Raw genomic sequence first — 15,313 nt, 5'->3', positions numbered from 1 at the left:
CAATGATCTGAAACCGGTTTCAGAAGAAGGTATACAAGTGCAAAGACCGGGGGCAAATGAAAAGGGTTTCATTAAAAACACCTCGGGCGCCGAATGGGCGCCCGAGGTACACGCTCTAGACCAAGGTCTAAGCCCGGCGGCGACGCCAGAAGAACGCCAACAACACCAACACGATCAAGGCAGCGACGATCATCGCCGGCAGCATGAACGGTTGCAGCACGGCCAGCATCGGCTTCTCGCCACCCTGACGGGCGATCATCACGTCATGGGCGCTGACCTGGTGCGCAGCATTGCCGAAGTTGCTCAACACGTAGTTGGCAATATCGGCCACCTGCTGGTCGTCCAGTTGGGCGACATAGGACAGCTCGTCAAAACGCGGCATCAGCACGTGATGGTCATCGACCGTGCGGTCGACCCCGTAGAGGATCGCCGCGATCAGGTTGGCCGAGATCGGCAGCCCGGTCGCGGTGTTGTGGTACAGCGACGGGTAGGCCTGGTTGGCGCTGCCGGCACCGTTGGGCTGGTGACAGCTGGCGCAGTAGCCGCTGTACAGCGCCTGGCCACTGTGCAGGCTGTCGTGGGCGTTATACGCGCCCTGGCCACGCAGTTCTGCCTCACCGCTGTGGGGTGCGCCGAAGTCGAATGCCGCTTTGCTCTCGCCTTCGTTGCGTACCGCCGGCGTGCTTTTCAGGTAGGCGACGATGGCGTGCAGGTCTTCCGTTGGCAGGAACTGCAGGCTGTTCTGCACCGCCTCGGCCATGCCGCCGGCCGCCTGGTTCTTGCCTTTCACATGGCCTTCGCGCAGGTAAGCCAACAGCTCGTCATCACTCCAGCCGCCGATGCCGCTGACGGTGTCGGAGGTGATATTGGGCGCATACCATGGCCCCACCATGGCACCGCTGAGCTCCTTGCCCTTGATCTCTGCCATCAGCGGGTTACGCGGCGTGTGGCAGGCACCACAGTGCTCCAGGGTGTTGGTCAAGTACTCGCCGCGTTGCAACTGGGTGTTGGTTTGCTGTGGCCGCACCGCCGTGCGCGAATCGAGGAACAGCAAGTTCCAGCCGATCATCGAAAAACGCAGGTTGAACGGGAACGCCAGCGCAGTGGTGGGCGCCGGGGTGTCGTCGGCTTTGACCGAATGCATGAAGTAGGCATACAGCGCCGCCACGTCGGCATCGTTCATGTGCACGTACGAGGTGTACGGCATGGCCGGGTACAGGTGGCTGCCGTCGGCGCGGACGCCTTCACGCACCGCGCCAGCAAACTGCGCCTCGGTGTAAAGGCCGATGCCTGCGGTTTTCGACGGGGTGATGTTGGTGGAAAAAATCGCCCCGAACGGCGAGTTGATCGCGTAGCCACCGGCGAACGGCTTGTCGCTGTCGGGCACCGTGTGGCAGGCCATGCAGTCACCGGCAATCGCCAGGCGCCGGCCCTGTTCTTCCAGGGTAGGCGTGGCACTGACCGGCGTTACCGCAGGGCTGGGTGGGTTGTCCTGTGCCTGGGCCAGGCTGAACAGGCTGGTGAGCAGCAACGCGCACAGTGGGCGCACGAAATCCTTGGCAGTCATCATCAACCCCGCACCAGCGCTTTGCTCATGGAATCGGCCGCCTTGATCGCCAGCGCCGCCATGGTCAGGGTGGTGTTGACCACGCTGGCCGAGGCCATCGCGCCGCCGCCGGGCAGCCACAGGTTGGCGTGGTCGTGGGTGCGGCAGTCGCCGTCCACTACCGAGTCACGCGGGTTGCTGCCCATGATGGTGCCGCCCATGATGTGGTTGTTGGCGTTCAGGCTGGTGGTGATCTTGAATTCGGTGGCACCGAACAACTGGCCGATGTGCTCCAACTGCGCATGCGCGGCCTCAGCGCCCTGGCGCACGTAGTCGCCGACGTCGTAGTAGATGTCCGGGCAGGCCAGGCCGTGGGGGTCTTTGCGGGTTTTGCTCAACGTCAGGCGGTTGTTTGGATCAGGCAACGGCTCCAGGCTGATCGACAGGTCGACGCCGTGGGTGGCACGGCGGCGGATTTCCGCTTCCAGCGCCTGGCCCACCAGGCCCATGGCCAAGGCCTGCTCGGTGGCCTTGGCGACTTGGGTGATGTTGTTCAGGATCATTTTGTTGGCCGAATACTTGGCGCGGAAATCACCATCGCGCGGGCCGACGATGCAACTGCTCTGCGCCGGGCCACGGCCAATCCACAGGGGTTCGTTGGCCAGGAAGGTACAGTGGAAGCCGGAGTGGTCCATCATATTGCGGCCCACTTGGTCGGACGAGTTGGCAATGCCATTGGGGTTGCGCTCGTTGGCCGCCAGCAGCAACAGCCGCGGGGTTTCCAGGGCGTTGCACGCCAAGGCGAAGACCTTGCCGCTGGCCTTGTGCGAGGTGCCGTCGGGGCTCAGCCAATGCACGGCGGTCACGCGGTTGCCTTCGTCGGTGTCCACCTTGTACACCACCGCTTCAGTCAGGCACTGGGCGCCATTGCGCTCGGCTTCCTCGATGGTGTGGATGGCGTTGTACATGGCCCCGATCGGGCAGATCGGTTGGCAGTTATTGTTGCCACAGCAGGTCGGCCGGCCTTTCCAGGGGCGCGTGCTGCGCCCTTGCGGAATCGGGATGTGCTTGTAGCCGTGGGCGTTCACCACTTCGGCGAAGCGCTTGTCGCCATAGCCCCATGGCACCATGTCCATCGGGTACGGCTGGCTGCGCTCACGCGGGCTTTGCATGTCCGGGTCGCTGGGGCCGGCCACGCCCATGGCTTCTTCGGCGCGGCAGTAATAGGGTTCCAGCTCGTCGTAGCTGATCGGCCAGTCGCGGCCCACGCCGTATTCGGACTGCATGCGCATGTCCACCGGCAAGTGTCGCCAGCACGACGCCGCCCAGTGCCAGGTGGTGCCACCCAAGGTGCGCAGGTAGCCTTGCTGGAAACTGCTGCCGCTTGGCCCGCTCAAGCCCACGTAGTTGTTCTGCGGGAAATACAGCGGCGCGGGCGCGTGCTCGGCCTGCGGGTACAAACCCTGGAAGTCCGAACCGATGCGGTTGTCGAACGGCATGTTGCGCCAGTTCTCTACCGCCTGGGCGCGCTGGATGCGCAGGCCTGCTTCAAGGATCAGCACCGAATGCCCTTCGGCGACCAGTTGGTTGGCGATCAGCGCGCCCGCCACGCCGGAGCCGACCACGATCACGTCGGCGGTCACGTCGCCATTGGCATCAAACACAGGCTTTCTCATACGGCACCTCGCGGGCCGCTTGCCGGCGCGCTTGCATCAGGAATAGGAGCGGTCCACCACAGCGGGCCATTGCCGCAATAGGTCGGCACGATCAGGCCGTCGCTGGCAGGGCGGTACATCAGCGCTTGCTGATAGGTGATCAGCACGGCGCTCTGGCCATGGCCGACGGTGCCTTTGAACCAAGCCGACACCACGGCCAGTGCGGCATCACGGATACCGGCCTTGTCAGCGGCGGCCAGCAGGGCTTCGGCGCTCTGCACGTTGGCAGGCTCGGTGGACAGTTGTGCCAGGGTGGCCAGCGACTGCTGCATGGCCGGCTGCTGATCGATCAACGCACGGGCGATGCGCGCCGAGATCAGGCTGTCCAATTCGCTGTAGCCCGTCAGCACCTGGGACACCCGCATGAATCCGTCGGCATCGAAGCCGTCGTGCAATACCGCGCCATCGGCGAACGCCGGCAGGCTCAATTGCGCAGCCGTCACGGCCATGCCCAACAGCACGGCACGACGTTTCAGGGGCTTGGCCCACAGGCCTGGGCCTTGGGTCTCATCAGCTATCTCGGTGTGCATGATCATTCTCTTTTTTCTACGTTCTACCTCGCCCTGAAACCGGTTTCAGAGCGGGACACAAAAAAACCTGCCCACCGGTACGGTGCAGCAGGTCAGAGTCCTTCCGGCCTTTCACTCCCCTGAAAACAGGGAGCTAGACAGGCCTGTGTCAGAATGACGCAGAGAAATATAGGAAAATGCCATCACGGGCAAGAAATATCTGGTTACAGGGGTGTAATTCAATGTTGCGGGCGGGGTAACAATGGGCGGATGGCTGGGATTAATCCTAAGCCAGGCCCATCGCAATCCGAGGCGTTAACTCACCCCATCACGCCAATCCACATTTCCCCTGGCTGCGAAACGAAAATAGGGTGTTAGCGATGCGCGGGTTCGCAGACCGGTGATACAGGACCAGGCGCACCCGAATATACCCCACGCACAACCGCCATTGCACAATGATGCAGGCGTGGGAAAACGCCAGCAAATACTGTGCGACTTGGCGCATGAAGCGCTATACCGACGGGCTGCGAAACCCAGTCGCCGAGGTGCAGCGACGGAAGGAAGTTATGCCCTGTTGTATCTAACTCGCAAATGAAAAATTGTTACAGCCGCCGACCTACGCCCCTCGCGCCAAAGACGAGTCATTGCGAGAAGTTTCTTACGAGCCTACAGGAAACCACTGATATCGCGATTTGATTTCGCCAAGTACGTTTCATACCCACCCCATCAAACGGAAAGGTCATGGCAAGCCACGGCTACATGCGTATTACAGGCAAGGCGCAAGGTACTACGCGAGAAGTATCGTCAACGATGCAGAGTCTGGAAAAATAAGTCATTCACAAGCGATTCAAGACATAAAAAAGAACAACTTGCCTTACTTAACCAATCTGCAGAGATCGCACAAAAAGGCATAGGTGTCGTCGCAGGAGCGATGCAATTCGCGACAGGTGCTGGTATATGTTACGCATCACTCGGCACATTGTGTGCTCTTATGGGCGTGCCAATTATGGCCCACGGTGCCAATAACGTGTATGAAAATGGCCGTAATCTTTGGACAGGAAAATCAGATGCGCAAGGGCCTGTCAGACACGCTTACCATGGCGCGGCAGGTCTGATGAACCGTGGACAACTCGAAGGTAATCTGGCTTATGGGGCCATCGACATAGGAATGTCGATGTATGGTGTCACTAGACTAGTATTGAAGCCTGACGCACGGCGACTTTTCAGATATATAAGAACTGACTACATCCAGTCTTATAAACAAGCCAAAATAGGCACCCTGACAATCGACAGCATCGCGACTGGCATAACACTTCGATCAATGCGCTCAGCATTCGAGAAGACGAATGAGTGAACACAATATAGTCATACTAGGCTACTTTCTCGTATCGATAATGGGGCTTTTTATTTGCCGCGTAGTCTCGGAGCATTTTTCTGGAAACCGCCTTAACCTGGCCAAGCTTTGGGGATGCCTGGCAATCACGATCTTATGGGGGCAAGTGCAGTGGGGCGTTGCCAAAAATGGAAACATCATGTTCTTCGAAAACGAAACCCATTTCCTACATGACAACATTACGGCCAGATGGATCGGATTTGCGGCTGCCTTCCTGCAGATTTTATGCATACCCAGCAAGAACTCAAGAAAACAGATCATCTTGCGAAAGCTGTTTCCCTCTCGCTATAACTAGCATTGAGCATCACCGACCGAAGACATGCTGAGGCCCTGGGTCCGCCGCAGGAAAGAGAAAGAAACCTGAGGTGGTTACTGGCCGAAGCGGACTGGCTGGAGACTTAATAGTGGCTTAGGTAGGTCTGTCCCGATTAGAAGCCCTGCAAATGTACCTGCGGTACATCCAAAACAGGCACCGCCTCTCCATCAGACTGCGACACGGTGCAACAAATGTGGGAGCAAGCTCGCTTGCGATAGGCCGCGCGGGCGGCCGGTCTCAGCCTCACTTGAATCCCCCTGCCCCTATTCCCAGCCCCCACCCAACGCCGCAATCAACTGCACGCTCGTCACCAACTGCGTACCCGTCAAACTCAACAAACTCTGCTGCTGGCTCAAACTGGTGGCCTGGGTGGTGGCCACATCCAGGTAATCGATCACCCCTTCCTGGTACTGATTCAACGTGACTTCAGCCGAATCCTTTGCCGCCGTCGCCGCCCTGCCCTGCGCCTGGATCTCGGGCTCCAGGGTGCGCAACTCCACCAGGTAATCCTCCACCTCGCCCAACCCCGTCAGCACACTCTGGCGGTAGGTCGCGACGGTGGCGTCATAAGCGGCACGGGCCTGGTCGACGCCGGCCTTGGTGGCGCCGAAGTCGAAGATCGTGCCGGCCAGCGACGGCCCCACCGACCAGAAGCGCGCCGGCACCGAGAACAAGTCGGACCAGCCACCGCTGGCACTGATAGTCAGGTCGGGGTAATAAGCAGCCGTTGCCACGCCCACCGCGGCATTGGCGGCGGCCATGTCGCGTTCGGCCACGGCGATGTCGGGGCGCCGTTCCAGCAGTTGGCTGGGCAAGCCGGTGGGAATGTTGGGGATTTTCACGCCCCAGTTTTTATCGGCGGCCAAGGCGAAGTCGGCCGGTGGCTTGCCGATCAGCAAGGCGATGGCGTGCTCGTATTGGGCGCGCTGCCATTGCAGGTCCAGGGCTGACGCGCGGGCACTTTCCAGCAGTGCCTTGGCTTGGGCCAGGTCGGCACGCGAAGAGATTTTCTCGTCGTACTTGTTCTGGATCACCCGCAGGTAGCCTTCGTAGGCTTGCACGGTTTGCCGGTACAGTTCGATGCGCTGGTCCAGCACCCGCAACTGGAAGTAATCCTGGGCCAGGGACGACTGCGCGCTCAAGGTGGCCGACGCCAGCTGCGCCTGGCTTGCCTGGGCGCTGGCGCGGTCTTGCTCCACGGTCCGGCGCAGCTTGCCCCACAGGTCCAGTTCCCAGCTTGCGCTGAGGGTGGCGGTGTTGCTGTTGCTGATCGAGTTGCTGCTGGAGCCGCTGGTGGCGGCTTTGCTGCGGGTGCTGTCCAGGCTGCCGCTGACCACCGGCAACAGGTCTGCGCGGGACTGGCGCACCAACGCCAGTGCTTGCAGATACTGCGCCTGGTAAAACGCGACGTTCTGGTTGGAGATTTGCACCTGGGCCACCAGTGCATTCAACGGCGCATCCTGGTACAGCTCCCACCAAGGGCCTTTGGGTTGGTCATCCCGGGGGGCGGCAGCTTTCCAGCCAGCGGCCTCCTTGAACTGCGCCGACATCGGTGCGCTGGGCTTCTGGTAGTCAGGGCCCACCATGCAACCGCTCACCAGGGACACCGCCAGGCACAACGGCAACAGGCTTAGAAAACGCGAACTCATACGGCACCTTTGGCGGTAAAACGCTTGTGCCACTGCGCGCGGGTGGCGCGGCTCAAACGGTCGAGATAAAGATAAACCACCGGGGTGGTGAACAGAGTGAGCGCCTGGCTCAGGGCCAGGCCGCCGACGATGGCGATGCCCAGCGGCCGGCGCAGGTCGGCATCGCCGCCACTGCCCAGGGCCAGGGGCAAGGCACCGAAAAACGCCGCCAGGGTGGTCATCATGATCGGCCTGAAGCGCATGCGGCAGGCTTCGACAATTGCCTCCACCGGCGCCAGGCCATGCTCGCGCTCGGCGATCAGGGCGAAGTCGATCAGCATGATGGCGTTCTTCTTGACGATGCCGATCAGCAGCAGGATGCCGATCAAGGCGATCACCGTCAGTTGCATGTGGGTGACGTACAGCAACAGCAACGCGCCGACCCCGGCCGAGGGTAAGGTCGACAGAATGGTCAGCGGGTGGATGTAGCTTTCGTACAGCACGCCCAGCACGATATACACCGCCACTAACGCCGCGGCGATCAGCCAGGGCATGCTCGCCGCCAGGGCCTCATACGCCTTGGCGGTGCCCTGGAAGCTGCCGTGCACGCCACTGGGCAAACCGAGGGCATCAATGGCACCGTCGATCGCGACCTTGGCCTGCTCCAGTGCCACCCCATCATTGAGGTTGAAGGCAATGGTGCTGGTGGCCGACTGGCCCTGGTGCGCCACCGACAACGGCGCGTTGCCACCGGTGGTGCGGGTGAAGGCGCTGATCGGCACCTGGTCGCCACTGCTGTTCACCAGGTACAGCCGCGACAGCATCGCCGGATCGCCGGCATAGGCCGGGTCCACGCCCATCACCACGTGGTACTGGTTCAGCGTCTTGTATAACGTGGCGATTTGCCGTTGGCTGAAGGCGTTGTTGAGCAAGGTGTCCAGGTCTTCAGTGCTCACACCCAAGCGGCTGGCAGCGGCACGGTCGATGTCCAGCAGTACTTCCTGGCCGCCGACCTGATCGTCGGAGTCTACGCCCGTGAGTTGCGGCAACGCCTTGAGCCCCGCCTCGACCTTGGGTGACCACGTACGCAACACCTCCAGGTCATCAGCCTGCAAGCTGTACTGGTAAGTCGCGTTGGCACTGCGCCCGCCCACCCGCAAGTCTTCGGCCGGCATCAGGAACACCTGCATGCCCGCGCTGTGGCTGGTGGCCCGGCTCAGGCGGTTGGCAATGACCTGGGCGTTGTCGGTGCGCTCGGTGTAGTCCTTCAGCCGGATGAAAAACATCCCGGTGTTGCGCGAGCCAAAGCCGCCGCTGCCGGTGGACGCCATCACCGCCGCCACGTCCTTGTCTTGCGACAACGTCTTGGCGATGGCCAGCAACTGCGGTTTCAAGGCCTGGAACGAGGTGTTCTGATCGGCGCGCACCGCGCCCATCAACAGGCCGGTGTCCTGGCTTGGGAAGAAGCCCTTCTGCACCGTGGTAAACAGGAACACGTTCAGCGCCACGGTCAGCAACAGGCTGGCCAGCGTCAGCAAGCGATGGCGCATCACCCAGCCCAAGCCTGCCAGATAGCCGGCTTGCAAGGCATTCAAGCCGCGTTCGATCCACTGGTACAAGCGCGGTACTGGCCGGCCCTTGGGCGGTTGGCGCAACAGGGCCACGCACAGCACCGGGGTCAGGCTCAGGGACACCAGCATCGACAAACCCAAGGCGATGCTCAGGGTCACGGCGAACTCGCGAAACAACCGCCCGACGATATCGCCCATCAGCAGGATGGGGATGAACACCGCGATCAGCGACAGGGTCATGGACAGCACCGTGAAGCCGACTTCCTTGGCGCCCACCAGGGCGGCGCGCAACGGCCGCATGCCCTGCTCCTGGTAGCGAGCGATGTTCTCCAGTACCACGATGGCGTCGTCCACCACAAAACCGGTGGCGATGATCAAGGCCATCAGCGACAGGTTGTCCAGGCTGTAGCCCAGCACATACATCAGCGCGCAGGTGCCGATCAGCGACACCGGCAAAGCCACCGCCGGGATCAGCGTGGCGCGCAGGTTGCGCAAGAACACGAACACCACCGCGATCACCAGCAAGGTGGCGATGATCAGGGTTTCCTCGGTGTCATGCAGCGAGGAGCGAATGGTCCCGGAGCGGTCGATCACGCTGACCAGTTGCACATCCCCCGGCACCATGGCTTGCAGTTGCGGCTGCAAGGCCTTGATCGCATCGATGGTCTGCAGCATGTTGGCGCCAGCCTGGCGGGTCACGCCCAGGGTCACCGAGGGCTGGCCGTTGAGGTAGCCACCCACGTACACGTCTTCCACCGAGTCATACACCCGCGCCACGTCCTTGAGGTGCACGGCGGCGCCGTCGTTGTAGCCCACGATCAGGTCCTGGTAATCGCTGGTCTTTTCCAACTGGTCGTTGCCTTCCACCGTCCAGGTTTGCCCGTTGCCTTGCAAGGTGCCTTTGGGCTGCACCTTGGTGGCGTTGGCAATGGCTTCGCGCACCGTGTCCAGCGAGATGCCGGCGTGGCTGAGCTGTTGCGGTTGCAGGTCGACGCGCACGCCCGGCAGCGAACCGCCGCGCACCGACACTTCGCCCACGCCGTCCACTTGGGCGATTTTCTGCTGCAGCTTGCTGGATGCCAAGTCGTACAGCTCGCCCGGGCTGCGGGTGGCCGAGGTCAGCGCGAGCATCACGATGGGCGCGTCCGACGGGTTGGCCTTGCGGTAGGTGGGCAGCGACGGCATGGAGCTGGGCAGCAGGCTGCGCGAAGCATTGATGGCCGCCTGCACGTCGCGCGCGGCGCCGTTGATGTCGCGGTCTAGGCCAAACTGCAGAACCAGGTTGGTGGAGCCTGCCGAACTGCTAGAGGTCATCTCGGTGATGCCGGCGATCTGCCCCAGGCTACGCTCCAAGGGCGTGGCCACCGTGGCGGCCATGGTCTCGGGGCTGGCCCCTGGCAAACTGGCGCTGACCATGATGGTGGGGAAATCCACTTGTGGCAGCGGCGCCACCGCCAGCAACGAAAACCCCAGGAAGCCCAGCGCCAGAATCGCCAGGCTGATCAGCCAGGTGGCGACTGGGCGCGCGATAAACAGCCGCGACAGATTCATTCAGCCGCCCTGCGCACGCGTCGCAGCAGGCGATCGGAATACTTGTCAAAAAGCAGGTAGATCACCGGCGTGGTGAACAACGTCAACAACTGGCTGAAGATCAACCCGCCGACGATCACCAGGCCCAGCGGCCGGCGCAATTCGGCGCCGGCGCCACTGGCGAGCATCAATGGCAAGGCGCCGAACAGTGCCGCCAGGGTGGTCATCAGAATAGGCCGGAAGCGCAACAGGCAGGCCCGGCGAATCGCATCATGGGCACTGAGGCGTTGGTGCTGGCGGCCTTCCAGGGCGAAGTCGATCATCATGATTGCGTTTTTCTTGACGATGCCGATCAACAGGATCACCCCGATCAACGCGATCAGGTTGAACTCGGTGCCGGCCGCCAACAGCGCCAGCAAAGCGCCGATGGCCGCCGAGGGCAGGGTCGAGAGGATCGTCACCGGGTGGATGAAGCTCTCGTACAGCACGCCCAGCACGATGTACATGGTCAGCAGCGCGGCCAGGATCAGCCACACAGTATTGCCGGTGGCGGCCTGGAACGCCTGGGCGGCGCCTTGGTAGCGCAGGGTGACGCTGTCGGGCACTTTCAGCTCGTCCATGACTTCGCCGATCGCTTGTTGCGCCTGCTCAAGCGAGTAGCCCTGCACCAGGTTGAACGACACCGTCACCGCCGGGAACTGCCCCAACCGCGACAGCATCACCGAACCGGTACGCTGGCTGATGTGGGCGATGTCGGTCAGGCGCACCAAGGCGGTGGCCGTGGTGGTGGTGCTGGATTTGGTGCTGGTGCTGGTGGAGTTGGTGTTCTCGGTGGTGGTAGTGCTGGTGCTGGAAGCGGTGCTGGTGGAGGCACTGGTGCTGGTGGAGGCCGGCGTCAGGTACACGTCATCGAACGCCGCCATGTTCTGCTGGAAGCGCCCCGGCACCTGCAGCACCACGCGGTACTGGTTGGACTGGGTGAAAATGGTCGAGATCAGCCGCTGGCCGAAGGCGTTGTACAACGCCGTGTCAACATCGGAGGCGGTGATGCCGTAGCGTGCGGCGGCGGCGCGGTCCAGCTCCACGTAGGCGACCAGGCCTTGGTCCTGGAGGTTGTCGATCACATCGCGCAGCTGCGGCCGAGTTTGCAGCTTGGCCATCAACTTGGGCATCAATGTGGCCAGGTTGGAGCTGTCGATGTCGTCCAGGGTCATCTGGTACTGGCTGGGCGTCAGTTGGTCGTCGACGGTCAAGTCTTGGGCAGCGACCATGTTCAGTTGCAGGCCGGCGACCACGCCGCTGGCCTTTTGCAGGCGCTGGATAACGTCCTCGGCGCTGTCGCTGCGCTCGGAAAATGGCTTGAGGGCAATCTGCAATCGGCCGTTGTTCAGCGAGCCGTTGGTGCCGTCCACCCCAAGGGTCGACGACACCGCCTGCACGGCCGGGTCCTTGAGCACTTCCTTGACCATCGCCTGCTGGCGGATGGACATTTGCGCAAAGGACACGTCCTGCGAGGCCCGGGTAAAACCCTGGATCAGCCCGGTGTCCTGGGTCGGGAAAAAGCCCTTGGGCACGATCAGGTAAAGCAATGCGGTTACCACCAGGGTAGCGGCGGCCACCAGCAGGGTCAGCCGCTGATGGTCCAGTACCCAGTCCAGCAAGCGTTCATAGCCGCCCAACAGGCGATCGAACTGGCGGCCACCCCAGGCGGCGAACCCGCGTTGCTCGGACTCTTTCACGTGGCGCAACAGGTAGGCACAGAGCATGGGCGTCAGGGTCAGGGAGATCACCATTGACACCAGGATCGCCACCGCCAGGGTGATGGCGAACTCACGGAACAGCCTGCCGACCACGTCGCCCATGAACAGCAGCGGGATCAGTACGGCGATCAGCGAGAAGGTCAGGGAGATGATGGTGAAGCCAATTTCCTGAGAACCCTTGAGCGCCGCTTCCATCGGCGCATCGCCCTCCTCCAGGTGCCGCGAGATGTTTTCCACCACCACGATGGCGTCGTCGATGACGAAGCCGGTGGCGATGGTCATGGCCATCAGCGTCAGGTTGTTCAGGCTGAACCCGGCCAGGTACATCACGCCAAAGGTGCCCACCAGCGACAGCGGCACGGCGACGCTGGGGATCAGCGTGGCGGTCATGTTACGCAAGAACAGGAAGGTGACGATCACTACCAGGCCGATGGAAATCAGCAACTCCACCTGCACGTCATGGATCGAGGCGCGGATGGTTTCGGTGCGGTCGGTGAGCACGCTGAGCTTGACCGAATCGGGCAACGCGGCCTGCAGGCCGGGCAACTGCTTTTCGACGCTATCGACCACTTCGATCACGTTGGCGCCGGGCTGGCGCTGTATGTTGATGACGATCGCCGGTTGGCCGTTGGCCGTGGCGGCCAGGTATTGGTTCTCGGGGGCTTCGGCGGTGGTGGCGATGTCCTTGAGGCGCAGCGCCGCGCCGTTTTCGTAGGCCAGCACCAGGTCGCCGTATTCACTGGCATCGCGTAACTGGTCGTTGGCGTCAATGGTGATGGAGTGGTCCGGGCCATCGAAGCCACCCTTGGAGCCGTTGACGTTGCCGGCGTTGACCTTGTCGTACACGTCTTCAAGGGTCAGGCCATGGGCGGCCAGGGCCGTGGGGTTGACCTCGATGCGCACCGCCGGTTGCTGGCCGCCCGCCAGGCTGACCAGGCCCACGCCGGAAATCTGCGAGAGCTTGAGCGCGACGCGGGTGTTGATCAAATCCTGCACGCGGGTCAGCGGCAGGCTGTCGGAGGTGGCCACCAGGGTGAGCACGGCGGTGTCGGCCGGGTTGACCTTCTTGTAGGTGGGCGGGTTGGGCAGGTCACTGGGCAGCAGGCTGTCGGCGGCATTGATCGCTGCCTGCACTTCTTGCTCGGCCACGTCCAGGGACAGGTCCAGGGAAAACTTCAGGGTAATCACCGACGCGCCACTGGAGCTTGTCGAGTACATCTGCGACAAACCCGGCATCTGCCCCAGTTGGCGCTCCAGCGGCGCGGTCACGGCACTGGCCAGCACATTGGCGCTGGCGCCGGGGTACAGGGTGGTGACCTGGATGGTCGGGTAGTCCACTTGGGGCAAGGCTGAGGTGGACAGCAGGCGATAGGCAAAACTGCCGGCAAACAGCAGGGCCAGCATCAGCAATACCGTGGCCACTGGACGCTGGATAAATAACCGCGATGGATTCATGGCTGCTGGCTACCGCCGCTCGCCTGGGGCGCCTTCTGGGCGTCGCCCTCCACCGACACTTTCAAGCCGTCGCGCAGGTGATCGATGCCGCGCGTCACCACCCGATCACCCTTGGCCACGCCCTGGGTCAGAACGGTTTGCTCGCCGAACACGGGGCCCGTGGTGACCGCCACACGCTCCACGCTGTTGTCGGCCTTGAGCCGGTAGACGAAGTTGCCGTCACTGCTCAGTTGCACCGCCGCCGATGGCACGACCACCGCGCCTTTCAGTGTGTCGGTTTGCAGCTTCACGTTGACGAACTGGTTGGGGTAGAGCTTTTCATCCGGGTTGGCGAACAGCGCCTTGAGCTTGATGCTGCCGGTACTGGTATCAATTTCGTTGCTGATGAACTTCAGGGTGCCGCTGGCCAGATCAGTGGCGTCCAGTTGGTCCAGCGCCTGCACCGGCAACTGCTGGCCCTGGCGCACCTTGGGCAAAACGCTGCGCAGTTGCGCCTGGGGGATGCTGAAGGTCACGGCAATGGGGTTGGTCTGGGTCACGGTAACGATGCCGGTGGTGCTGCTGGACTGCACGATATTGCCCGGGTCTACCAGGCGCAGGCCCACGTAGCCGTTGATCGGCGAGGTGATGCGCGCGTACTGGATGTTCAATTTGGCCGCGTCGATCTGCGCCTGGTCGGACTTCACCGCGCCGGCGTATTGGCCGACGGTGGCGGCCTGGGTGTCCAGGTCCTGCTTGGCCAGGGAGTCTTTGGCGTAGAGGCGCTGGTAGCGTTGCAGGGTGAGCTGTGCGCTGGTGAGTAGCGCCTGGTTCTCGGCCAATGCCCCCTGGTACTGGGCCAAGGTGGCCTGGTAGGCACGCGGGTCGATTTGCGCCAGCACCTGGCCCTTCTCCACGTACTGCCCCTCGGTGAAGTACACCGTCTGCAATTCGCCGTCGACGCGGCTGGTAACCGTCACGGTGTTGTTGGCGATCACCGTGCCCAAGGCTTGCAACAGCACCGGCACATCGGCGCTGCCCGCCTGCCCCACCGCCACCGTCACGGCAGCCGGCATCATCCCAGGGCCGCCCTTGGGCGCCGCCCCACCACTGCTGCGCCCATGCAGGAAGTAATAAAGGATGAGTGCGAGTACCAACAGGCCAATCACAATCAAAAAAAGGCGTTTGCGGGAGCGGCGGGCGGGCGTCTGGGTCATGTGCACTTCTGGGAAATGGGAGCGTGGCTCGAGTCAGGGACAGAGTAGACAACTTAAGTCACACAATTATGCAGACTTGGTAGACCTTCGGTTACTTCTGTCTGTGGCGCGCTTCAATTGTGGGAGCAGAGCGTGCTCGCGATGGGGCCCTCTATGACGCCTTCGCGAGCAAGCTCTGCTCCCACGACGGCAGCATCGCCCCATACGTTTGTGCGACACTTTGCCCCGCCTCTTCATACAAAAAGGACTGAACATGCAACGCAAAGCCGTACTGGGCCACGCCGAAACCACTCGCATCCTGGCCGCCGCCCGCGCCGAAGCGCTGGCCAACCATTGGGCCGTGAGCATTGCCGTGGTAGATGACGGCGGCCACCTGCTGGGCCTGGAGCGCCTGGATGGCGCCGCGTCGAGCACCGCCTACCTGGCCCCGGAAAAAGCCCGCACCTCGGCCATGAGCGGCCGCGAGTCCAAGTACTATCAGGAGTTGGTGAACAACGGCCACACGGCGTTCGTCTCGGTCAAGCTGATGACCTGCCTGGAAGGCGCGGTGCCGATCGTGTTCGAAGGCCAGGTGATTGGCGCGGTGGGGGTGTCAGGGGTCAAGTCGGAGTTCGATGCCCAGATTGCCCGGGCAGGGGCTGCAGCGCTGGCGTAATACAACCTGTGGGAGCATGGCTTGCCAACGATGGCAAGC

The 15,313-nt window shown here is 62.4% G+C and carries 9 protein-coding genes; 2 read left to right on the top strand and 7 right to left on the bottom strand.

Going from position 1 to position 15,313, the window contains the following annotated elements; all coding sequences use genetic code 11:
- Positions 1 to 127 precede the first annotated feature (127 nt).
- Genes L9B60_RS17895 through L9B60_RS17885 form a run of 3 tightly spaced genes read right to left on the bottom strand, consistent with a single transcriptional unit; the run spans position 128 to position 3,791 of the window.
- Positions 128 to 1,570, bottom strand: a complete 1,443-nt coding sequence (locus L9B60_RS17895; RefSeq protein WP_249672083.1) for a cytochrome c — start codon at positions 1,568 to 1,570, stop codon at positions 128 to 130.
- Entirely contained in the window at positions 1,570 to 3,222 is a 1,653-nt protein-coding gene (locus tag L9B60_RS17890; protein ID WP_249672082.1) for a GMC family oxidoreductase, read from the bottom strand. The genes L9B60_RS17895 and L9B60_RS17890 overlap by 1 nt, the downstream gene beginning before the upstream one ends.
- Positions 3,219 to 3,791, bottom strand: coding sequence for a sugar dehydrogenase complex small subunit (locus L9B60_RS17885; protein ID WP_249672081.1), 573 nt, complete (start codon positions 3,789 to 3,791; stop codon positions 3,219 to 3,221). The genes L9B60_RS17890 and L9B60_RS17885 overlap by 4 nt, the downstream gene beginning before the upstream one ends.
- A gap of 910 nt (positions 3,792 to 4,701) precedes the next feature.
- Here L9B60_RS17885 and L9B60_RS17880 point away from each other — a divergent pair.
- Positions 4,702 to 5,124, top strand: coding sequence for a DUF4225 domain-containing protein (locus L9B60_RS17880; RefSeq protein WP_249672080.1), 423 nt, complete (start codon positions 4,702 to 4,704; stop codon positions 5,122 to 5,124).
- Between the two features lie 618 nt (positions 5,125 to 5,742).
- Here the strand turns inward: L9B60_RS17880 and L9B60_RS17875 are convergent.
- Genes L9B60_RS17875 through L9B60_RS17860 form a run of 4 tightly spaced genes read right to left on the bottom strand, consistent with a single transcriptional unit; the run spans position 5,743 to position 14,619 of the window.
- Positions 5,743 to 7,128 (bottom strand): efflux transporter outer membrane subunit, encoded by a 1,386-nt coding sequence (locus L9B60_RS17875; RefSeq protein ID WP_249672079.1) that lies wholly within the window; start codon positions 7,126 to 7,128, stop codon positions 5,743 to 5,745.
- The gene (locus tag L9B60_RS17870; RefSeq protein WP_249672078.1) at positions 7,125 to 10,229 is read right to left on the bottom strand and encodes an efflux RND transporter permease subunit; all 3,105 of its coding nucleotides are present in this window, start codon (positions 10,227 to 10,229) and stop codon (positions 7,125 to 7,127) included. Before L9B60_RS17870 ends, L9B60_RS17875 begins: the two co-directional genes overlap by 4 nt.
- Positions 10,226 to 13,423, bottom strand: a complete 3,198-nt coding sequence (locus L9B60_RS17865) for an efflux RND transporter permease subunit (protein ID WP_249672077.1) — start codon at positions 13,421 to 13,423, stop codon at positions 10,226 to 10,228. Before L9B60_RS17865 ends, L9B60_RS17870 begins: the two co-directional genes overlap by 4 nt.
- Positions 13,420 to 14,619: an efflux RND transporter periplasmic adaptor subunit gene (locus L9B60_RS17860; protein ID WP_249672076.1), complete on the bottom strand. Its 1,200-nt coding sequence runs from the start codon at positions 14,617 to 14,619 to the stop codon at positions 13,420 to 13,422. The genes L9B60_RS17865 and L9B60_RS17860 overlap by 4 nt, the downstream gene beginning before the upstream one ends.
- A 253-nt stretch (positions 14,620 to 14,872) precedes the next feature.
- Here L9B60_RS17860 and L9B60_RS17855 point away from each other — a divergent pair, with 253 nt between their 5' ends.
- On the top strand, positions 14,873 to 15,274 hold the full coding sequence (locus L9B60_RS17855) for a heme-binding protein (RefSeq protein ID WP_249672075.1): 402 nt from the start codon (positions 14,873 to 14,875) through the stop codon (positions 15,272 to 15,274).
- Positions 15,275 to 15,313 lie beyond the last annotated feature (39 nt).

Origin of the sequence: Pseudomonas abieticivorans (genome assembly GCF_023509015.1) — a bacterium.
GTDB classification, from domain to species: domain Bacteria; phylum Pseudomonadota; class Gammaproteobacteria; order Pseudomonadales; family Pseudomonadaceae; genus Aquipseudomonas; species Aquipseudomonas abieticivorans.
Note: the sequence above shows the minus strand (reverse complement) of the source record. Positions and strands in the feature narration are given on the sequence as shown.